17 protein-coding genes and 1 pseudogene are annotated in these 22,445 nt (G+C 44.4%); 16 read left to right on the forward strand and 2 right to left on the reverse strand.

Annotation, left to right across the window (positions count from 1 at the left end; all coding sequences use genetic code 11):
- Window positions 1–29 precede the first annotated feature (29 nt).
- The 9 genes and pseudogenes from F8C82_RS11900 to F8C82_RS11940 all read left to right on the forward strand — a co-directional run bounded on the left by F8C82_RS11900 (window position 30) and on the right by F8C82_RS11940 (window position 11,504).
- Window positions 30–2,534: an FG-GAP repeat domain-containing protein gene (locus F8C82_RS11900; RefSeq protein WP_151693808.1), complete on the forward strand. Its 2,505-nt coding sequence runs from the start codon at window positions 30–32 to the stop codon at window positions 2,532–2,534.
- 280 nt (window positions 2,535–2,814) lie between these two features.
- Window positions 2,815–3,132 (forward strand): hypothetical protein, encoded by a 318-nt coding sequence (locus tag F8C82_RS11905; RefSeq protein ID WP_151693809.1) that lies wholly within the window; start codon window positions 2,815–2,817, stop codon window positions 3,130–3,132.
- A 390-nt stretch (window positions 3,133–3,522) separates the two neighbouring features.
- A pseudogene (locus F8C82_RS11910) lies at window positions 3,523–4,437 on the forward strand (RHS repeat-associated core domain-containing protein); the annotation flags it as partial.
- Window positions 4,438–4,482: 45 nt separating this feature from the next.
- Window positions 4,483–5,421 carry a hypothetical protein gene (locus F8C82_RS11915; protein ID WP_151693811.1) on the forward strand — a complete coding sequence of 313 codons (939 nt, stop codon included), beginning with the start codon at window positions 4,483–4,485 and terminating at the stop codon, window positions 5,419–5,421.
- 627 nt (window positions 5,422–6,048) lie between these two features.
- The gene (locus F8C82_RS11920; RefSeq protein ID WP_151693812.1) at window positions 6,049–6,576 is read left to right on the forward strand and encodes a hypothetical protein; all 528 of its coding nucleotides are present in this window, start codon (window positions 6,049–6,051) and stop codon (window positions 6,574–6,576) included.
- Between the two features lie 744 nt (window positions 6,577–7,320).
- Window positions 7,321–7,524, forward strand: coding sequence for a Sec-independent protein translocase subunit TatA/TatB (locus F8C82_RS11925; protein ID WP_151693813.1), 204 nt, complete (start codon window positions 7,321–7,323; stop codon window positions 7,522–7,524).
- Between the two features lie 18 nt (window positions 7,525–7,542).
- Complete coding sequence (gatA, locus tag F8C82_RS11930) at window positions 7,543–8,961, forward strand: Asp-tRNA(Asn)/Glu-tRNA(Gln) amidotransferase subunit GatA (RefSeq protein ID WP_151693814.1); 1,419 nt, start codon at window positions 7,543–7,545, stop codon at window positions 8,959–8,961.
- A gap of 114 nt (window positions 8,962–9,075) precedes the next feature.
- Window positions 9,076–10,542, forward strand: a complete 1,467-nt coding sequence (locus tag F8C82_RS11935) for a lytic transglycosylase domain-containing protein (protein ID WP_151693815.1) — start codon at window positions 9,076–9,078, stop codon at window positions 10,540–10,542.
- A complete protein-coding gene (locus F8C82_RS11940) occupies window positions 10,539–11,504 on the forward strand; it encodes a DUF4837 family protein (RefSeq protein ID WP_151693816.1) in 966 nt (321 codons plus the stop codon). Before F8C82_RS11935 ends, F8C82_RS11940 begins: the two co-directional genes overlap by 4 nt.
- On the opposite strand, the gene recO is transcribed toward F8C82_RS11940, so the two are convergent.
- Window positions 11,497–12,210, reverse strand: a complete 714-nt coding sequence (gene recO, locus F8C82_RS11945; protein WP_151693817.1) for a DNA repair protein RecO — start codon at window positions 12,208–12,210, stop codon at window positions 11,497–11,499. The two genes, F8C82_RS11940 and recO, sit on opposite strands and share 8 nt — an antisense overlap.
- Window positions 12,210–14,504, reverse strand: a complete 2,295-nt coding sequence (porZ, locus tag F8C82_RS11950) for a type IX secretion system anionic LPS delivery protein PorZ (protein WP_151693818.1) — start codon at window positions 14,502–14,504, stop codon at window positions 12,210–12,212. The genes recO and porZ overlap by 1 nt, the downstream gene beginning before the upstream one ends.
- Window positions 14,505–14,757: 253 nt before the next feature.
- Between porZ and ricT the strand changes: the two genes are divergently transcribed.
- The 7 genes from ricT to F8C82_RS11985 all read left to right on the forward strand — a co-directional run bounded on the left by ricT (window position 14,758) and on the right by F8C82_RS11985 (window position 22,370).
- Window positions 14,758–16,113 (forward strand): PSP1 domain-containing protein, encoded by a 1,356-nt coding sequence (gene ricT / locus F8C82_RS11955; RefSeq protein ID WP_407675824.1) that lies wholly within the window; start codon window positions 14,758–14,760, stop codon window positions 16,111–16,113.
- Window positions 16,106–16,576: a gliding motility lipoprotein GldH gene (locus tag F8C82_RS11960; protein WP_151693820.1), complete on the forward strand. Its 471-nt coding sequence runs from the start codon at window positions 16,106–16,108 to the stop codon at window positions 16,574–16,576. Before ricT ends, F8C82_RS11960 begins: the two co-directional genes overlap by 8 nt.
- Window positions 16,577–16,579: 3 nt before the next feature.
- The gene (locus F8C82_RS11965; RefSeq protein ID WP_151693821.1) at window positions 16,580–18,889 is read left to right on the forward strand and encodes a penicillin-binding protein 1A; all 2,310 of its coding nucleotides are present in this window, start codon (window positions 16,580–16,582) and stop codon (window positions 18,887–18,889) included.
- A 13-nt stretch (window positions 18,890–18,902) separates the two neighbouring features.
- A complete protein-coding gene (locus tag F8C82_RS11970; RefSeq protein WP_151693822.1) occupies window positions 18,903–19,601 on the forward strand; it encodes a CoA transferase subunit A in 699 nt (232 codons plus the stop codon).
- Window positions 19,602–19,744: 143 nt separating this feature from the next.
- Window positions 19,745–20,119 carry a four helix bundle protein gene (locus F8C82_RS11975; protein WP_151693823.1) on the forward strand — a complete coding sequence of 125 codons (375 nt, stop codon included), beginning with the start codon at window positions 19,745–19,747 and terminating at the stop codon, window positions 20,117–20,119.
- 95 nt (window positions 20,120–20,214) lie between these two features.
- Window positions 20,215–20,874: a 3-oxoacid CoA-transferase subunit B gene (locus F8C82_RS11980; protein WP_151693824.1), complete on the forward strand. Its 660-nt coding sequence runs from the start codon at window positions 20,215–20,217 to the stop codon at window positions 20,872–20,874.
- An 8-nt stretch (window positions 20,875–20,882) separates the two neighbouring features.
- Complete coding sequence (locus tag F8C82_RS11985) at window positions 20,883–22,370, forward strand: hypothetical protein (RefSeq protein WP_151693825.1); 1,488 nt, start codon at window positions 20,883–20,885, stop codon at window positions 22,368–22,370.
- The last annotated feature ends 75 nt before the right edge of the window (window positions 22,371–22,445 follow it).

The raw sequence follows: 22,445 nt of genomic DNA on the forward strand, positions 1-22,445 counted from the left end.
ATCCGCTTTAAGTATCTAATCTCTCAATAATGAAGAAGTTTTTATTTTTCCTACTAGCATCCTTGTTGAATTTATCGACTTTTCAGTCGATCGCTCAAGGTGTTAATTTCGAACTCATGGGAAGCTTTGGCCCACATGAACAAGTCAAAGTTGAGTTGGATCAGTTGTACGACCCTATGTCAGATATTGGTGATGTAGATGGAGATGGTGACTTAGACATCATCATTGCAGGTGAAACGGGTTCCACGAGCAGAATTACCAAGATTTACTTGTATAACGGTAGCGATAGTTACGATAGTCTGGCTGGAATAGGTATCATTGGAGTATTGCCACGAGCTCTACGTTTGATTGACTTGGATGGTGATTCAGATTTGGATGTTTTCATAGCTGGGATTACCTCCTCCAACCAAAGCGTTACAAGAATATACACTAACGATGGCACGGGGGGTTTTACTCAAATAAGTTCTTCTCAATTACCTTCTGATATATGGTCTGCTGAATTCGGTGATCTCGATAATGATGGAGATGTTGATCTCGTTTTATCAACTTCTAGCTTCAACGTGGTAATCTTTGACAATGATAGCAATGCTTCATTTTCGCTTAGGAGTGGATTAAGCTTACCGCAATTAAAGGCCGACGATATTGAGCTTGCTGATATTAATTATGACTCATTCATAGATATTGTTTACGCAGGTAGCGTGCCTGGAGGGGCAGCAGGTCAGCTTCATGCTGTTTATAATGATTCCAATTCTGGATTTACAAGTTACCTTCTAAATCAGGCTTCATTTTTACCAAATGGAGGCATCAAATGTGCTAATTACAATGGCGACAGTTTGATGGATATACTGTACGTTGGTGATGCGGTTTCGGGACTTTTACTTCTTCAAGACTCAACAGGAGTCTTTTCGTTAAAATCAAATATTTACCCACAAGGAGTGCTCAATCCAACAATTTACGCGTATGATCGTGATGGTGATGGAGATGAGGACATCTTAGTGTTAGGAGTTAACAGAAGCGGGGTTACTGTATATCATACATTCTATGATAACTATGGAGATGGCAGTTTTAGTCCTGTTAGTGGACACGGTTTAGATGCTCGGTTGCCAAATTTTACTCCAAGATATTTTAGTTCACAATTGGCAGATTTCAATGGTGATGGTGAGTTGGATATTCTCGGGGGTAGAGACCCAGGTGTTTGGGACTTGTACCATGGTCATAGTAATGGAAAATTCTACCATGCTTCCCTGTCGAGTTTTGGTAATATTACTGCTCAGAACCAAGCTGTGGCAGATTTCAATTCTGACGGCGCCTTGGATATTGTGGTGGTTAATTATGATTCGACCCGTGTATATTTTAATTCTGGAACAGGAACGTTTCCTACATCAAAAGGCCTAGATCATTTCTCTTATTATTGGGGAGATATTGCTACTGGAGACTTCGATAATGATGGCGATGAAGATATTGTATTTTCTGGTTCCTTTGATGTGACTAAGATATTCTGGAACAATGGTTCTGGAGATTTCTCTTCCGCACCTACACTTTTTACAGAAATGTTCCAACAAGCTAATATTGAAGTGTTTGATGTAGATAATGATGCTGATTTGGATATTCTAGTAACAGGTGCATCTAACAGTAGTTATGAGAATACGGCATTGTACATCAATAATGGATCTGGTCAATTTGTGGTAAAGCAGAACTCTGGTATTCCTCCAACTTGGGGTTCAACTTCTGCTCAGGGAGATATAGATCTTGATGGTGATATTGACTTGGTTCTCACAGGAAGTCCAGGGAGTAGCATTTATTTAAATGATGGACAGGGTGTTTTCACAACTGCACCGATGCCTTTTTCAACTAATTTCATTATGCCTTTTTGTGAGTTGGTTGATTTCAATGGAGATAGCTTGCCTGATATGTTTGCTAGTAGAGGTTCAACTCCAGATGCCACAATATTTGAGAATTTAGGTGATGGTTCATTTGCCTATCGTACGCGATTTGGCTTGCTAACTCAGATGATTATTTGTGATGCTAATCATGATGGCTTTCCAGACATCTTGACCGGAGGGAAAGTTTATGTAAACGACGGGCCAGGTAATTTTACTTTTACACTTGAATCTAATACTGGTATTCGCACAGAGAACAGCTCTGGCGGGCTCGGTATTGCTGCCGATTTTGATGGAGATACAGATGATGATATTTTTTATGCTTCAGCATATGGATATCAGGGTAATTTCTATTTACGCTACACTCAGCTATATAGAAATATGGCAGTTGGACTATCTGTCGTAGAGAATACAAGCCGTCAACAAGGGATTAGTCCATATCCAAATCCTATGGTGAGTGATGCAACGGTTGATCTTCCAGAAGGGACATTTAGTGGTCAAATCATTGAAGTGTCAGGCCGCATTGTTCGTCAGATTAACAATGCTTCTGGTAATCTTGTAATAGAGCGTGAGGGTTTGAACATAGGTGCTTATGTGTTAGTGCTTACAGGGGAAAACGGCGAAAGCTTTACAACTAAGTTTTTGGTGCAGTAAACGGAACTCATAAAAAGCCTGGTCATCACGACTGGGCTTTTTTCGTTTATACTCTTAGCTCAGCTGGTTAGAGTCCCGCAGCCGACCGATTAATTAGAGTCCCGCACATGCGGGATTGGTTCGAGCCCAAGTTGAGCTTGCGAAATGTTGACCGCAGCGTCAGTAAGGAGGAGCAAAAAGAAAGCCTGGTCATTACGACTGGGCTTTTTTCGTTTATGTGCTCAGCTCGTTTCACGCAGTAGCGGGACAGGGGATAGAGTAGGTCGGCTAACAGATTGGTTTGAGATCTAAAACCACGCGAAGGGATTCGCGCGGTAGCGGGGGGGGTTACAGTGCTGAGGTCGATAAATATTTGCCTGATGCAAATGACAGAGTGGATATGACAGGTTACAATTATGAAAGCAAGCCGGGATACTTTAACTTTGACTATGGATGGTATGACGATAGGGGTGCAGGGACTTGGTGGCATGCTAATCACATGGAACCTGGAATGAAAGTTTACACGAGTTCACTGAGGTATTATTCACGACCACTTCTAGACTTCAATCGGCAAATATTTGGAGTGGCCATTTCTACTATGCCCAAGCCAGGGCCTTAATCTTTATCAGATGAAACTTTTTTTTGCAACATTATTAATGCTTTCAAATTGCTATACAATGAACAATCAAGTTATGACGACTATTGAGGGTGTGGCTGGCAATTCAAAAGGTGGAGCTATGGTCATTACCGACCAAGGAACTCCTTAATTTATTGAGGGAAAGGATAACTGGAGCTTCGAAATGGTTGGAGTCAGGGTGAAGGTTACTGGGGATGTCATGGAGATAAAACATGAGGAGTCCCAGGAAACTTCTGTACAAAGCCAAAGAATAGAAGGAGGCTATTTCCTGATAAAATCTCCAACAATAGAAGTGGTTACGACCAATTAGGGTAGCATAGGGTAATGGGGTAGTGTTTACTCTGTCAAAATGCATATGGAGCAACAGTCTACAGGTTTAACGGTAAGGAGTTGGATCAAGAGACAGGGTACGCCTACTATGGGGCGAGGTATTATGATAATAGATTGAGTACGTTCTTAAGCGTTGATGCTTTGTCGATGAGAGAACCTTCCATTAATGCATATGCTTTCGTCGGGAACAATCCACTGTCGTACGTTGATCCAGATGGTAATTTCAGGATTCCAACAGAATTTAGAAATGCTTATCCAAATTTGACTAGATACATTGAAGAAAATTTGTATCAACAATTGAATAGTGATGAAAGGTTCTTTAACACCATGCGCGAGGCTTTCGCCTTAGGAAATTTTAGCGCGGAATTTGCAGACGTTGAACTCACTAAGGAACTATTCGTAGAGATGTTTTCGAAAAATTCAGGCCCAACTTTAATTGCAACTAGGGCACCATGGGGCAATCCTGCGGCAAAGGGATATACCGATTCCCCTGGGGGATCTTATATACGGCCCCTTTCTGAATTAGAAATTAATTTGAATTCTGTTTTATTACAAGGTGTAGAAGATGCACTCGCAGATGAAAATCGTTCGGCAACATCTAAACGTTATTATTTATTCATTTTATTACAAACTTTACTTCATGAACCTCTTCACGCTGCTGAAATATCATTAACAGGGGAAATGGTGAAAAGTGTTTATGGAAGTCACCTTGGTGATGAGTTTACGAAAATGATGTGGGGAGAAACACGAGAAATGAAACGATCTTCAGAGTATGAAGGTGAATCTTGGTATGCAGCATTTATTCAAAATTCTACAGCGTTGCCTATTTCAACATCTGAATGGTGTGGTACTGGTATAGATCACGACAGTCAAGCATATAAAAATGCTGGAGCAATAATTACAATTCTCGAAGAGCATCAATCTGAAAGAGCCGAAACTTTACCGACTTATCCGTAATTCATTAGTTCAATGCGTTTAATAAAAATCATATATACTCTCTTCATGCTGCTATCTTTTAGCAGCTACGGCCAACTCATTGATTCTTTGGCTATTCTAAATACAGCCATCGAGCGTGCTGTACACTCACATACTTTAGACGATCTTAAAAGGCAAATTGAATCTCGTGGGCATCAACCCGTTTTATGGAATATTTCGAAAATTAATTTATCAGAATCCAAAAAGGCTGATACTTTATTCTATGATGACGGAACATACCTGATTTTTGAAAAGCTAAATCGAGATTTCGCTGAAGTTTTCGGTGAAAATAATGACGATATACTTCATTTAGAGTATTCCATATTTCTCGATCATGTAAAAACCAATGCGCAAGAAGGAGATATTGAATTACACTTTTCCACCATATTCGATTCAATCCGAAATTGGGTTTGCACCTTTCATTCAGACAATTTTGGTCAACCTGTCCTATTCGATTGCCAAGAGAAGATTGACTCACTTTATCTTTTAAGAAGAGGGCTGTCTGAATATTCCGGAAGTTGGCAAGGAATTTACACCCGTGCTGAAGCTCTCACCTATATCCACAAAGCACTGAAGATTTCATTCCGGCACCCTTACATCAAACAACGCATAATTGAAAACATCGAAGAATATGACACCGCCCGAATCCTAAACGCAAGTGCTTTTGAACTTTGTGACAGCTCAACTGTACAACCCGTCTTTATTGGTCAATACGAGATACCATTCTACACATGCAAAACAGATATGACATTCCGGGTTCGAGACCTGTTTATTAATGGTGGTTCATATTCCTTGAATGAAGAAGCGTACAACCACTACAAAGGCGCCATGGTTATTGGAAGAATAGAGCTCAACTCTAATGGAACGCTTGAAATAATGTTGTGCGAAATTGGAGGATTATTCATGAGGAGATACCATTTTATCCACTATCGCGGAAAGTATCCCACACTGATTAGTGTTCAGTAAATTTTTTAGTTTGTCCCGTCCTGGGCTCCCTCTTTTAGTCCGCCTACAAACGAAAAAGAAGATTGAGACAGATGAAACCGCATAAACACTAACGTCGGAAACGAGGGCTGACGCAAGGACCTGTGGCAATGGCTTCGCAATGTCCAAAAGGGGAGTGAGAACTTGATACTGAATATCTGCAAGTTAAGCTGTATTGGGTTCGATAACGTATTAAAAGGGGGAGCCAGGCAAGAAGTCATATACAATGGAGTTCCATTAGTCTATATGAAGTTAAAGGTAAATATGAAGTCTCTACAACTCAATGGCTTAATCCGGATGTGTTATTATTGCTCGATGAAGCAGCAGGATTTCCTGAAGGCGAGCATGCACTTCACGAAATAACAGAATCCTACATAGCAGGCCTAAATTCAAGTAATTCAGGTGTAGCAGCCCGTGCAAATAACGGTGAGTATAATGCACAATATGAAAAAGCTCACAAAAGTCCTTTAGTTCCAAATATTCCGAGGCCTACTATTCGAGTAAGACATATGAATTCAAGGACTAATGAGGAATATACTCAAGAGAACCCCTACCCTCGTGGAGGGGCGCCTTTGAGGCAAGATTATGAACTACATAACCCCAATCTAGATGAATACCAAAAATTATTCTTTATTATCATATATTTTTAAAATGCTCTTGATTTATGTTGTAGCCTCGTGCACTTTGACGGCAAAGAATCCAGCACAGAATGAAGTGAACCTTTATTGTCCAAATGATTTAAATATTGTAGAAATTTATTGCTACTCTATTGGTGATAAATTAGATCAAGATCAATACTATACTATTGGCTTTTTTAGATACTCTATCAGTTCGAGAGAAATAACAAAAGATTCTCTGGAAACATTTCGCATGAGTGATGAATTCGTGATCTATCCATTTATGAATTCTTATAATTGCGAGTTTTACATGGCAAGTCGAGATACATTACTACTAGCAAAAGAAAAAAAAGAAATATCAAGACAGTTGATTACTAATATTCGCAAATTTGCAGATTTAACAGGAAATTGCTGTACTGATAATCATGATTCATCTGGAATTTTCTTGATTTCTTTTGACCAAGATATATGGAACCCATCTCCCCCTTTTAGTCCGCCTTTAAACGAAAAAGACGGTTAAAACAGAAGTAACCGTATAAACACTAGCCTCGGAAACGAGGGCTGCGCAAGGACTCCGTAAGGGCTGACGCAGTGGCTGCGCAATGTAAATGTGCTCAAGTTGACTTCATAATCCTCTAACCGCTGAGAGACTCCCTTTTTTAGTCCACCAACAAACGAAAAGGAAGATTGAGTGACTATAATGAGAGTCAAACAGTCCCTACAAACCGAAATGAACCCCTTTTCGACACATCGAACCCGCTTATCATAGAGCAATTTAAGCTCATCCAGTTGAGCCAAAACAAGCTCGGAAAACTCTTCTCCCAGATATACATGAGCATCTTGCTTACGCCAGTAACTGGCCGTAGAATGCGGGATGACAGAAGCAAAAGAGTCGGGTAACAACTCCTTTTCAAGTCCGAGTGAATAGCATACTTTCACACAGGTGTGATACCGATTATTCCTTATTGAACTACCTAAAAAACACCCCGTTTTGATTCGATAGTCCAGATGGGATGTAAAAAATTGATGTTGAATATCAGCAAGTGAAGGCTGTTGGGTTTAATAAGGCATTAAAAGAAAGATCCAGACTAGTCATCCGTCACCCGTCACCCGTCACCATACACCGCCACCAGCCACCCGCCACCAAACCGCTCCAGACCACCGACTAAAAGCTACACGCCTCACTGCAATTCCAGGTGCGAGAATTCGTCGGCACTCCCCCTACTTTTACTACCTTTGCCCCCAATAATCAGTTGAGATCAATATGAACACACTCAGCATTTTTTTGGGAATGTTTGGCCCATGGCAAGTTGTCCTTATCGTCGTGGCTCTTCTCATTTTGTTTGGAGGTCGTAAAATCCCTGAGTTGATGCGCGGCGTAGGCGGCGGAATCAAGGAGTTTAAGGATGCCGTTAAGGAAGATGAGAAGTCTTCTACACGTTCTGACGAAAAGGATAAGGAAGCTTAATCCACGATCAATAGACGCATGGAGTATACCCGATTGGCGGACTTACAAGCCGATTTAAAGAATGGTAACGCGAAGATGATCGATGTGGTGAATAACCTCCTCGAACGCATCGAAACGTATGCCGATCACAATATCTTTCTAGAAGTTTTTGCTGGTGATGCTCGCGAACGCGCGACGGTTATCGACCAGAAATTTGCACATGGATCACAGGGCAAGCTTGCCGGATTGGTGATTTCCATTAAGGATAATATGTGCTATTCCGGCCACAAGGTGTCGGCAGCTTCTAAGATTCTTGAAAACTTTGAATCGTTGTTTACCGCCACGGCTGTTCAACGTCTTATCGACGAAGACGCCATTATTATTGGTCGTACGAACTGCGATGAATTTGCAATGGGTTCATCCAACGAGAACAGTGCTTATGGCGCTGTGAAGAACCCTTTGAATACTGCCCTCTCTCCGGGTGGATCTAGCGGTGGCGCTGCAGCTTCAGTGGCCGCCGGACTTTGTCATGTTGCTCTGGGTAGCGATACAGGTGGCTCCATTCGTCAGCCTGCAAGCTTCTGCGGAGTGGTAGGTCACAAACCTACATATGGAAGAGTCTCTCGTTATGGCCTTATTGCCTACGCATCCTCCTTCGATCAAATTGGTCCATTTGCCAAGAACGTGGAAGATGCCGCTTTGGTGATGGAGGTTATGGGAGGCGCAGACCCAATGGACTCTACTTGTAGTCAACGTGAAGCCGATGTACACGGCGATTTATCACTCGATCCTCAACCTCTTAAAGTAGCAGTCTATAAAGACTTGCTCAACAGAGAAGGTATCAACCCAGAGATCGTTGCTCACATGAATGCTCAAATGGAGCAATTGAAGAGCAAAGGTCACGAGATTGTAGAAGTAGACTTCCCTCACCTCGACACCCTTGTTCCGATTTACTATATCCTCACTACGGCCGAAGCGAGCTCTAACCTAGCTCGCTATGACGGTGTTCACTTTGGATACAGGAGTGAAAATGCCACGGATCTAGAAAGCACCTACAAGCGCTCTAGAACAGAGGGCTTTGGGGAAGAAGTGAAGCGCCGCATCATGTTGGGCACCTTCGTTCTTTCCAGTGGCTACTACGACGCATACTACGGCAAAGCCCAAAGAGCGCGTAAACTGATTCAAGAGCACACCGACGCCATCTTGAAAGAGGCGGATGTAATCCTTATCCCAACATCTCCACACACGGCGTTCCCGCTCAACCAAGAGTTGAACGACCCAACAGTGATGTATTTGGAAGACATCTTTACCGTACAAGCCAACATTGCTGGAAACCCTGCTATCTCTATCCCAACAGGAAAGCATAGCAATGGAATGCCTTTCGGTATCCAGCTGATGACCGGTAGATTTGAAGACGACAAGCTCTTACGCATTGCCAACGCAATGATGAAAGGTTAAGCGAGGTTTCAACTTTCTATTGTTCAGAACTATCCGACAAATCAACTTTTGGAGGCTGGTTATCTTTGTACGTTTAGCATATACGCATCTGGAATACAGTAACGTTGTTCAATCATGAAGCGCACTTTTGCAATATTATTAGGTTTGTTTACCGCAGGTCAGCTTTACGCAGATCCGGGCGACTCTACCGAGGTGGCTCATGAGGACAGCTTGGAAGAATGGTCGTTTGAAGATGATCCATTCGCGCTTAAACTCGACAGCCTTGCGAACTCTGTTCTCTTCTCGATTGAAGATTTCAGTGGACTCGACACCCTTACTACTACCGAAGATATCCCTCTTGTTGCCGATAGCATTATCGCAGAAAGAATGGCCTATCTAGATAGTCAAACTCCCTTCGACTTGGTGTACAACGAAGAGGTAAGACGTTACATCGACTTGTATGCTAACCGCAGACGTGAACAGGTTTCACGCATGCTAGGCTTGGCGGAGTACTACTTCCCTATGTTTGAAGAAACACTGGATCAGTACGACATGCCATTGGAGATGAAATACCTCGCGATTGTAGAATCTGCATTGAATCCACAAGCGCGCAGTCGCGTAGGCGCGAAGGGTCTTTGGCAGTTCATGTACGCCACAGGAAGAATGCAAGGTCTGCACGTTAGCAGCTATGTAGACGAGCGCAGTGATCCCCTCAAATCGACGAAAGCAGCTTGCGATTACCTGACAAAACTATACGACATCTTTGGCGATTGGAACTTGGCCCTGGCGGCTTACAACAGTGGTCCTGGTAATGTAAATAAAGCGATTCGCAGAAGCGGTGGACAAAAAGATTACTGGGCTATTCGTCCATGGCTACCCCGTGAAACTGCAGGATATGTTCCTGCCTTCATTGCGGTAAACTACGTGATGAACTTCGCTCCAGAACACGGCTTGTACGCTACTCCTTCTATGTTGTCCTACTACCAAACGGACACCATTCGCGTAAAACACAAGCTTCACTTCGATCAGATTTCCACCTTTACAGGATTGGATAGAGAGGCGATTGAAATTTTGAATCCTTCGTATAAGTTGGGGATCATTCCGGAGGTAGCTGGGCAGTCTTTCTACCTGGTGCTTCCTATCGAACAAATGGGTGTCTTCATCAATAATGAAGACAGCATCTACGCCTTGGCGGCTCAACAGTTTGAAAGAGAAGAAGTGAAAGAGCCAGAAATGCAAGAGATGGACGAGCGTATGGTACACCGTGTTCGCTCGGGTGAATCTCTGGGATTGATTGGACAAAAGTATGGCGTGAGTGTTCGCCAAATTCAAAATTGGAACGGACTCCGCGGAACGACGATTCGCGTAGGTCAGCGATTGGTGGTTTACCCACGTAGACTGCCGCAAAGCACCACCACCACTACTACTACAGCCACTTCGAGCAACGGTTCGGTTCGTTATACGGTTCGCTCGGGTGACACACTTTACGACATCGCGCGAAAATATCCTGGCGTTTCTGCTGATAATATCATGAATTGGAACAATATTCGCAGTGCTTCGAGCATTCGACCAGGTCAAACTCTTGTGATACATCCGCAATGAAAAACGCATTCCTCCTCTTAGCCTCCATCATCGTTTTTGCATCTTGTGACAGGGAAGTAAAGGAAGTTCTCCCTTCTAGTTCAGGAACACACAACGAGATGATGCTCGTTATTGATGAGGGAATGTGGGAAGGTGAACTCGGAAACCTCCTTCGAAAAGATCTCGAAGAGCCGGTAAACGGACTTCCCAATGCTGAGCCTCTTTTCATTATTCACCAGGTAGATCAGGAAGCTTTTGGAGATTTCTTCGAGCGCTACAAAAGCATTGTTCAATTTGCTATCATTCCAGACAGCACGGGCTATTCTGTGGGCTACAATCAATGGGCCTCTCCTCAAATTGTGGTGAGCTTTATCGCTCCAAGCAAGCTGGGCTTAGCACAATTGTTCAAAGAGAAGAAAGACCAGTTCATCAACACCCTGCAGAAACACGACCGTCAGATTCTCCTCAACAGAATTCGTCAGTCTGCATATTCCACTCTTCCTCCGGCTCTTGCCAAAGTGGGTATTAAGAACATGGTACTCCCAGATGCATTCACCGTTACTCAGGAAAAAGACAGCTTAATAATCCTATACTCTCAATACCGAGAATCAAATCGAGCCATCTTCATCCACACGCGCCCTATTAGCGAACTCGCTCCGGGATCGGATATGATTAGCGTTCGTGACACCATTTTGAAATACAATTTTGAAGGCCCGAGTGAAGGAAGCTACCCTGGTACGGAAATGCGCATTCCTCCTATCTTGACCACTACTTCTATCGATGGTAAGATGGCCTTTGAACTTCGTGGATTGTGGAGAACCTACAATGACTTTATGGGAGGCTCATTCTTGAGCTATGCGATCTACGACGAAGAGCACAATCGCATTGTAACGGTAGAGAGCTTTATGTACGGCGTGAAAGCCAAGAAGTACAAGGTGATGCAAGAGCTCGAAGCCATCTTGCGAAGTGTGGAACTCAACTGAGTAACACGCGGATCAACTCCAACGACTTCATCGTTCCGAAAGGTTCATGATGGATTCTCAAATAGCCCAGTAGATCTTCTAGCAACTGCTGACGAATTGCACGTGTGGATTTGCCTCTTCCCGTTGCAATATCGTGCATAGCTTTGCTTTCATCTACATCCATCCAATGGTTGTGACTCGGATGGCTATCCACAAATTTTCCATCAATCATATCGAACAAGCGACCCTCTTCATACGTCTCGAAATGCGGAGAACAGCCCATGTGCTGAGCCGCTAACAAGAGCAAGCGCTGAGGAGCTGTAGCCATGGCAGAATCCTCCTCATCAAGTTCTTTAAGCCATTCCAATACACCGTTAAATAGGGCAATCTCGGGATGCTCCTCTGCAATGAGCTTTGAAACCACTTCTGCACCGAATGTGCACAATGTCATTTTGATGGGATCTGAATGGAGCGTCTTCCAATGATGGAGTGGCCGAACTTCTGTAAAGCGGAATAACGAACCCTTTACTCGTGGATTCATCACCACTTCCACTGCGGTGAGCGGAAGTGTCATGGACGGTCTAAACTGCCCTCCTTTCTTCGAACGAAGACTGTTAACCATGAAGGCTCGCATACCGAAATGAGGAGTGAACAGACGAACTACATTTCCGTGATCGCCATACTTGATCACTCCCAAGACCAAGGCCGCCGTCTTTTCTTCCGTCATCAGTTCCCGTTCACCAATAAGATCTTGGCAACATGTGTGTTTTCACCCAAATCATCTGTGATGTAGGCCAAGTAAACGCCAGTGGCAACGCGATGACCACTCAAATCTTCACCGTACCAAACGGCTTGGCCCCCATTCGCACGGGTTTCAAATACAATGTTTCCGGCTACATCTGTAATCTTCACTTGAGCGTCTTCAACCAATCCGCGTATGGCAATTGGGCCGGTATACCCTGGACGCACGGGATTTGGATAAACCGTTACTTCCTCCATTGTTTCAGAACCTGCGGTAGCATCCCCATTAAATGTCACAACGCCCAAATCGGTTGCGATGTACACCGTCCCATCTGCTGGATCTACTTTTACATCCGATACTCGGTTGCTTGGCAAAGGTGAGTTCTCCTTTGTGAAATGGTGAATTTCATCCTGACCATCTTCCGAAATCAAGAAAACGCCACCGGTTTCTGTTCCAAACCACTTTCTATTCGCTCCGTCAATTTCAACAGCCAATATCCCCTCCGACCCAAGTAGTCGCTGGTAAACGCCGTCTTCTAACACAATGATAGATCGAGCATCGTAGTTTCTTCCAGAGATATACATGTTGTCGGGTGCGTACTGAACCATCACACCTTCACCTGTTCCAATCCATATCTCCCCGTCGAGGTCCTCTTCATAATCATGGACAAAAGAAGATGATAAATCTCCATTCCCTTCACCTGTAGAAAGGTGTCGAGTAGAGGTTGAACCCTCTCTGATTCGCACGGAATAGATTCCGTCATTTCTTCCTTGAATCCAAAAATCTCCGTTTTCTAGAACTCGAATATTCTTGATCTCACTGCCATTAAACGTCCCGATGGAATGGGCCGTCCAGTTTCCTTCTCTATCGTATGAAGCCAGTGAAGTTTGACTGTTTGAACACGTTACCCACAGAACGCCATCCGCGTCAAAGTCCATTCCGCCCGTTCGCAAGTCCAACGGATTTGTGCCCGTTCCTCGCAACACTTGATTGGTTGACGCTTCATCCCACTTCTCAAAGAGAACTCCATTTCTATATTCCAAAATCCCCGAACCCATAGCCGCGACAAAAACGCGTGTGGGATCTAAAGGATCTTCAAGCACTTGAAGAATATCGTGAGAAGTGTCGGTTCGTCCCACATTAAAATGCGTCCAGCTTTGATTGAAAAGATTGTAGAACCCTTCAAAGTTGTACGTTGGAGCCCACACGCCGTTCACATTACCCGTGGCAACATAAAGTCCGTTTGTTCCGATGTAGAGTGAATAAACAAGATTCGTTCTTGGTGAAAGAGGCTTGGCACGTTGAACATAATTGGGGTTATCCACAAATATCAATCCCTGATTGGCATCACCAATGAACCAATTGCCGCTTTCATCACGCATAGAGTAAAGAGGACTAAATCCAGGGTTTCCGCCATAATCCGAAGTCACATTATCCAAAAGGAGGCCAGACGAATTGCGCTCTTCGGAAGCAAATGCGGTCGTAACCATCAAGCGGCCACCTTCCACTTCCACCTGACGTATAGGACCTAATGTCACATCTGGAACGGCATTCCAACGGCCGTTTGAAGCTCTAGTGTAAAGCGAATCCTGTTGTGTAAATCTTCCAACCGCAAACAAGTTCCCTTCGAAATATTCAATGAACTCTCCAGGTGTGGCTAGAAATTTACTGTCCTTCGTCCAGCTTGTAAAGTAGTACAAGGCATCTTGCATATAGGCCTTATAGTAACCATCTTCAGTAGAAAGCCAAATGGAGTCCTTCGCCTCATCAATGGCAAGGTCGAATACTTCCATTTCTGTCGCATTCGGTCCCACAATCCAAGTGTCGATGATCAACCTTCGCTTATAGTCGAGTTGAACCACTCCAAACCCGGTGAGCAAGTAGGCGAAATCTCCGTGAATCTCTATGTCGTTGATTCGTTTTCGACCTGAAAATTTTTCTGAATTGACGATGTCCGACATATTGAACACCCTATCGCCATCCAAAATATCAATGTTTGCATTCTCATAACCGATAATCACAATTCCTGAAACAGGATCGCGTTCGATTGCCGTAACACGTGTATCGTTCAAGCCATTGGCTTTGGTGAACTTATCAATTTCTCGATTCACATAATCAAACTTGAACGTGGCCATTCCAGCCGCACACAAGTACCCATCGTTCAATGGAACAATGTCATTTACTCGATTATAGGTATATAAATCGTTCCAAACACCCAATTCTTGAGCGTTTGAGAAGAGACAAAGTGCTGCGAGAGCAAGGGTTAGGGTTTTCCTCATATCGATGCAAATTACGGGATTGCAAGACAATTCCAATCCGCGCCTTTTCGTTCGTTATCTTTGCGCTTAAACCCGGAACGGTAATGCCGCCTAAAAGTTGTTACATTTAGGGGTATTTGCCGGCAAATCGATATAAAAAATGGGATGTACCTCATGTAGTAATGGTGGTGGCCTACCCAAAGGATGCCGGGGGAATGGATCGTGTGGAACTAGCGGATGTGACTCGCTGACTGTTTTTGACTGGCTTTCAGACATGGAAGCTCCAGCTGGTCAGCAGCCCTTTGATTGGGTTGAAATCCGCTTCAAGAACGGCCGTAAGGAGTTCTATAAAAATGTGGACGGACTCTCTCTTCACATGGGAGATATCGTAGCAGTAGAGACCCAACCGGGTCATGATATTGGACAGGTTTCACTTACCGGTGAACTCGTTCGACTGCAAATGCGCAAGAAGAAGTTCCGTCTTCAAAACGACCAAGCCCCAAAGGTATACCGCAAGGCTACCCAGAAGGATATAGATATTTGGACTGAAGCTCAGGGCAAAGAGCACGAAACGATGCTAAAAGCTCGTGAGATTTCTGCTCGCCTGAACTTGGTGATGAAAATTAGCGACGTTGAGTTCCAAGGCGATGGCTCTAAAGCCACGTTTTATTACACCGCTGATGATCGCGTTGACTTCCGTCAACTGATTCGCGAATTGGCCAGCATGTTCCGCGTTCGCATTGAAATGCGTCAAATTGGAGCACGCCAAGAGGCTAGTCGCCTTGGAGGCATTGGCAGTTGTGGTAGAGAACTCTGCTGCAGCACATGGCTAACGGATTTCCGAAGTGTAAACACATCTGCCGCTCGATACCAACAATTGAGCTTGAACCCTACAAAACTGGCAGGGCAATGTGGAAAACTCAAGTGTTGCTTAAATTATGAGCTCGACTCTTACGTTGAAGCATTGAAGAGTTTCCCAGATACTGGCAAACGTCTGAAGACGGGCAAAGGTGAAGCGATGTACATGAAAATGGACATCTTCAAAGGCATGATGTGGTATGCGTATGTTGAGGAAGCCATGACGTGGATTGCACTCGACACAAGTACTGTTAGTGAGATTCAAGCCAAGAATGCCAAGGGTGAAATTCCTGCTTCTCTGGAAGAATTGATGCAAGACATCGAAGTGGAAGAACCAGACTATGACAATGTGGTCGGTCAAGATGACATCAACCGCTTTGATCGTCAGCGCAAAACTAAGAGTAGACGCAAGAAACCAAAAGCGAAGACCAATACGGCTAAGCCTGCCGCCAAAGCGACGGATGCAAAACCTGTTGGCGATAACAAGGGTTCTAACAAGCCAACCGGAAACAAGCAAGGGGGGCAAAACAAACCTGGAGGCGCTGGCAACAAGCCTAAGCCAAAGGGCCGTAGACCTCAAAACAAGCGAAAACCGAACACTACAGATGGTGGCGGAGCAAGTGCCAACAAACCACAATCTGCCAACACGGGACAAGCGCCTAAGGCTGAAAACGGAGCTCCACGTACAGGTGGAAAGCGCCCGAACAACCGACGGAAACCAAGAGGCCCAAAAGGGAATAACAACTCCAAACCCAAAGGTGGTGATGCGTAAACTTTTAGGACTGATTACATTGAGCTTGTTCGTTGCTTCATGCAGCGACAATGCCATGTATGACGAATTCGTGAAAATACCGGAAAACGGCTGGAGTTCAGACAGTTCAGTTGTGTTCAACGTAGTGGCAAAAGACACTACGGAGAACTATGCGGTGTACATTCGCCTCCGCCATAACACGGATTATCCCTATCAGAATATCTATCTATTCCGCTCGGTTACCATCGGGGAGGAATCTATCTACAGTGACAAAATCAACTACCGCGTAGCCGAGCCAAACGGAAAATGGCTAGGTGATGGATTTGGAGCGCTAAAAACTGTGGATGCACCTTTCTCAAAGAGTTCACTTAAGTTCACTCGGAGAGGAACGTATCAGTTTAAAATTTCGCAGGGTATGCGAGACTCACTCTTGCAAGGGGTGGAAGAAATAGGATTGCGCATTGTACCTCTCAACAACGAGTAAGCCATGGCAGAATCAAAGAAAAAGAAAGTTGACAACGATTTTAGAAAGTATGTGAAGTGGCTCTGGCTACTTTTCCTTTCTCCCGCTATTGGAATCGCAGCCTGTGTCCTGCTTGCACGCTTTGGTGCATTTGGCCCTCTTCCTTCTACAGAAGAAATTGCCAACCCACAGAGCTTCTTGGCTTCTCAAATCATTTCATCCGACAATGAACTGTTGGGTACATTCTTTCGCGAAAACCGAACACACGCGGAGTTTGAGAATCTGCCAAGCGAACTCGTAAATGCCCTTATCGCTACAGAAGATGAGCGCTTCAGAGAACACAGTGGAATCGACTTTCGCTCCTTGGCGCGAGCTGTGCTAAAAGGCGGTAGCAACGGTGGTGGATCTACACTCACCCAGCAATTGGCCAAGCAACTTTTCTCTGACGATTTTGACAACGTTGGGAAAATTGAGCGCGTGATGCAAAAATTCAAAGAATGGGTGATTGCGACGCAACTGGAAGAACGATACACCAAGGAAGAGATTATCACTCTTTACCTCAACCAATTTGACTTCACGTACAACGCAGTGGGAATCAATTCTGCAGCCCGAACGTACTTCAACTGTGTCCCTGACAGTTTAAAACTTCATCAAAGCGCCATGTTGGTGGGAATGGTGAAAAACCCTTCGCTCTACAATCCTCTTCGTTTTCCAGAAAATGCGATGAACCGCAGAAATACGGTTTTTCATCAAATGGAACGCAATGGTTTGTTGACTTCTGAAGAAGTGGATTCCCTTTCAGCCCTTCCTTTCGATCTGGAATTCAACCGCTCTTCACATGATCGCGGTTTAGCGCCATACTTCCGTGAATATGTTCGCGCGTACATGAAAGATTGGGTAAAAGAACACAAGAAACCAGACGGTTCCGAGTACAACATCTACACAGAAGGGCTTCGTATCTATACTACGCTTGATTCACGTATGCAGCGCTACGCGGAAGAAGCGGTTCAAGAGCACATGTCGAACTTGCAACGCGTTTTTCAGGAAGTTGATGGCGATCGTCGAGACTTCCCTTTCTACTTCTCAGGAAATAGTCAGAGTCAGATTAACGGAGTGTTGAACTCGGCCATGAAACAAACCCAGCGTTACCGCACATTAAAGCGCCAAGGGGTTTCCGAAGACAGCATTAAAACCGTTTTTAATACGCCTATTCCATTGGAAGTGTTTTCTTGGAATGGTCCACTTGACACGGTGATGTCTCCACTCGACTCCATCCGATGGATGAAGAGCATTTATCAAGTGGGTATGATGTCTGTCGACCCTCAAACCGGAGCCATCAAAACCTGGGTAGGAGGAGTTGATTATCGCTATTTCAAATACGATCATGTCAACCAAGGAAGACGTCAAGTAGGTTCAACCTTTAAACCATTCGTCTACGCCACCGCTATTGAGCAAAAGCACTACTCTCCATGTATGTTGGTTCCAAACGTGCTCACCTGTATAGAAAGGGGTCAATTTGGATTGATGGAAGATTGGTGTCCGAAGAACTCGGGGGATGAATACGGAGGTGTGGTAACCTTGAAACACGGCCTTGCACATTCCATGAACACCATCACAACCTACTTGATGAAGCAAACAGGGCCTGAACCTGTCATTCGCCTAGCGCGAAGAATGGGAATTAAAGCAGATATTCCCGTAGCTCCATCTATCGCCTTAGGCACCGTAGACCTCAGCGTTTATGAAATGGTGGGCTCGTATACCACATTTGCCAATAAAGGAAACTACACCGCTCCAATTTTCATTACCCGTATAGAAGACAAGAACGGCGTAGTACTGCAAGAATTCCACACCCAGCAAGAGCGTGTGATGAGTGAAGAAGATGCCTATGCCATTGTCAACCTCATGACCGGAGTAACTGAAGCCGGTACAGGGGTTCGATTACGAGGAGGCGGAAGCAGACCCGCATACGAACGCGGTGCCGTAACCGGCTACCCTTGGACTTTCACCAACGAGATTGCAGGAAAAACAGGCACCACCCAAAATCAAAGTGACGGATGGTTTATGGGCATGGTTCCCAACCTAATCACCGGAGTATGGACAGGGTGTGAAGACCGATCTGCCCACTTTAGATCTATCACGTTCGGTCAGGGTGCAACAACTGCGCTTCCAGTATGGGCGCTGTTTATGAAGAAATGTTACGCTGACCCAGACCTCAACGTGAGTCAGGAAGACTTTGCAAAACCAGATTACCCGATGACCATTGAATTGAACTGTGACCGATACAATTCAACTCGAAGTGGAAATTCAGGGTTACCTGGTGGAGACGAATTTTAAACTCGAATAACCCATGATTCGAAAAGTAGTAGCCAACGCGGATGAAGCCATTGAAGGAATTCAAGATGGTATGACCGTGATGTTTGGTGGATTTGGCCTTTGTGGCATCCCCGAAAAAGCCATCGATGCTATTCAGAAGCACGGTGCAAAAGACCTCACTTGTATTTCTAACAATGCAGGTGTAGATGATTTTGGATTGGGTCTCCTTCTCCAAACTCGTCAAGTGAAAAAGATGATTTCCTCATACGTAGGAGAGAATGACGAATTTGAGCGTCAGATGCTTAGTGGCGAACTCGAAGTAGAGCTCATTCCTCAGGGAACTTTGGCCGAAAGATGCAGAGCAGCAGGCGCTGGTATTCCAGCCTTCTTTACTCCAGCGGGCTATGGTACCGAAGTAGCGGAAGGGAAAGAAGTTCGAGAATTCAACGGAAAGCCACACATCTTAGAACATGCTTTTGATGCGGAGTACGCCTTCGTAAAAGCTTGGAAAGGTGATGAAGCCGGCAACCTCATCTTTAAAGGAACCGCTCGCAACTTTAACCCAATGATGGCAATGGCAGGTAAAATCACCGTTGCCGAGGTTGAAGAACTCGTCCCTGCAGGTCAACTCGACCCCAATGAAATACACACCCCAGGAATATTCGTTCAACGCATCTTCCAAGGAGAAGGGTATGAGAAGCGGATTGAGCAGAGGACGGTGAGAGAGAAATAGGTTTGTTGGGTGTAAGGCGTTATAGATGTTTTAGGGGGTATAGCAGTTTCAGGTGTTAGCAGCTGTGATACACTTGAATATGTTAAAGGATGTTGAGATTCGACTCTTTGTGAATTAAATACCATTGATTGCCTCTAAAAACAATGGCAACCATAAAACACTTTAAAGAATTAAACAGCTGGAAATCTGCCTTATTACTGTTCCAAGCCTTGCATTCGCGCTTCAGAACTTCTCCTAAGCTGAGAAGAGAATATGAATTAAAAAATCAAATCATCAGAGCCTCACTGTCAATTATGAACAACATTGCAGAAGGTTTTGGTAGAAAATCAAATAAAGAGTTTTTAAGGTTTTTAAGTATCGCTAGAGGAAGCTGTTTTGAAGTTGAGAGTATGATTTATGCAATGGATAGTACCAGATTGATTAGCCCTTCCGAATTGGAAGACTATCTTGAGCATATTTCTTCGATTAAGGGTAATTTGGCAGGACTTTCTAAGTACCTCCACTCCATATCCAAGTAAATTCGTCTAACTCTTTCATCAAAACCCCGCTCCCCACTAAACACCATAAACACCTAAAACCCCTAAAACCTCTTAAACACCACAAATTCCAAGTCATGCTCGACAAAACCGGTATCGCAAAAAGAATCGCTAAAGAAATGAAAGACGGTTGGTATGTCAATCTTGGTATTGGTATTCCAACTTTGGTAGCCAACTATATTCCCGAAGGTATTTCGGTAGAGTTTCAAAGTGAAAATGGCATCTTGGGCATGGGCCCTTTCCCATTCGACGGGGAGGAAGATGCCGACTTAATCAACGCAGGTAAACAGACCATTACTGCTTTGCCAGGTGCGTCGTTCTTTGACAGTGCAACGAGCTTCGGGATGATCCGTGGTCAACATGTACAAATGACGGTGCTAGGTGCCATGGAAGTGGCAGATAACGGCGACATCGCCAACTGGAAAATTCCTGGAAAAATGGTGAAGGGTATGGGTGGCGCCATGGATCTCGTCGCTTCGGCCGAGAATATCATCGTTGCCATGATGCACACCAACCGAGCGGGTCAGAGCAAGCTTCTCAAAGAATGTACACTTCCCATTACAGGAGTTCAGTGTGTGAAGAAAGTAGTGACCGATTTAGCCGTCTTGGAAATTGATCCAGAAGGCAAGGGATTCATTCTAGTAGAACGAGCGCCAGGCGTAAGTGTGGATCAAATTCGCGCAGCCACAGAAGGAAGGTTGATCGTAGAAGGAGAGATTCCTGAGATGGATATTTGATTCTCTCAATGCCTACGCACAGGAACCTCCATTCTATTCTGGCAACGATTGCTTTCGTTGGGGCGATTGTCTTCCATTTTACCATCTTCACGTCCTATAATATCAAGTGGACCGATAGCGACCAAACCGTTATGTGGACTGCTAGTGAAGACATGGCGAATGGACATTTCCACGAACCTAGATTCTATGGTCAAGACTATGGAAACATGGCCGAAGCACTGTTGGCAGCTCCTTTGGTAGCTCTCGGAGGTGAACCTTATCAAGTCGTTCCGCTGATTACCCATTTGATGGTCCTCTCCATCATTTTTAACCTCTTTTATTTCTTTTGGAAAGAAGGAAAAAGAGAGTGGGCGATCTCCATTGTTGCCTTATCAGTTACGCTCGCTTATTACACCGATATTCAGATGAGTCTTCCCCGGGCATATATCCCGGGAATTGCCCTTTCGAGCTTTAGCATTTATTTTCATCAGAGAAAAAGTGCCCTGGCCTTTCTAACACTCGGACTTCTCTCCATTCTCTCGTTGAGTTTGAATGTGAGCGCGATTTTCCTCCTTGCTCCCATTCTTCTGCATCAGTTCTTTCAATCCGTAGTGAAGAAGACCTTTCTCATCTACTTTTCAGTGGGCGCGATGATAGGAGTAATCATACATCTCGGAATTCAGCACTTTTATACCCTCCACCCAGAGATTATTGTGCACTCCTTTAAATTCCGATTATCTACCTACGATTTTGGCGAGTCCATTAAAAAGCTTCACGAGACCTTTCGAGGATTTATTCCACTCATCCACACCCGTGGACTAGGGTTCCTTGTTCTCCTATTGATCGTCATCCTGTATAACTTCATTCGAAAGAATACTCAAACTGCCCTTATTGGCCTTTCTGTTCTGATCATTCTTTTGTTCAGCTTAACCAGCAATAAAGCGCACGATGGGTTTGAATCGGTTTACTTCAGTACGAGTAGGATGTACTTGGCACTTCCCTTTACATTACTCCTCGTATTGGGCTTTTCGTTCAAGAAGGTTCCAATCCTTGTGCCTATTCTTCTGATACCCATATCTGGTATATCCGCTTGGAGTAAAATCAACACAGGTTATGAGGACTTTCATCTCTTTGGCTACAGAATGGTGCAAGTCCGATCTGTGGAGCAACTACAAGAAGAGTGTGAGTCTTTGTATCAAGCCTGCGAACAACACCAAACAGAATTGATCATCTTTGGGACCGATGGACCTGACATCCTCAACTACGGCTGCAGTGTGTTAAATGACCCCTCCCTTATTAGCGTTAGATTGGGTAAGGAAAGGCGAAGATGGATTTGGGAGGAAACCAGCTCAACGAAACACTCAAACATCTTGTTTTATGGGGGGCTAGATGAAGACCTCCTCGAGGAAGAAATAGAGGTCTTACAGATTGGTGAAAGGCAATTCATCCTATCTGGCCCTAGCCATTCTCCATCAGAGTGGGCAAGCATATTGGGATGGCCTGTTGACAAGACATAATGCGTAATTAGATTGAGCGAAAAGAAAATCTAGCACTTTTTGCTCAGAGCATCTGTCGTTCAAAATACAGGAGAA

The organism is Phaeocystidibacter marisrubri (assembly GCF_008933165.1).
Lineage (GTDB): Bacteria > Bacteroidota > Bacteroidia > Flavobacteriales > Schleiferiaceae > Phaeocystidibacter > Phaeocystidibacter marisrubri.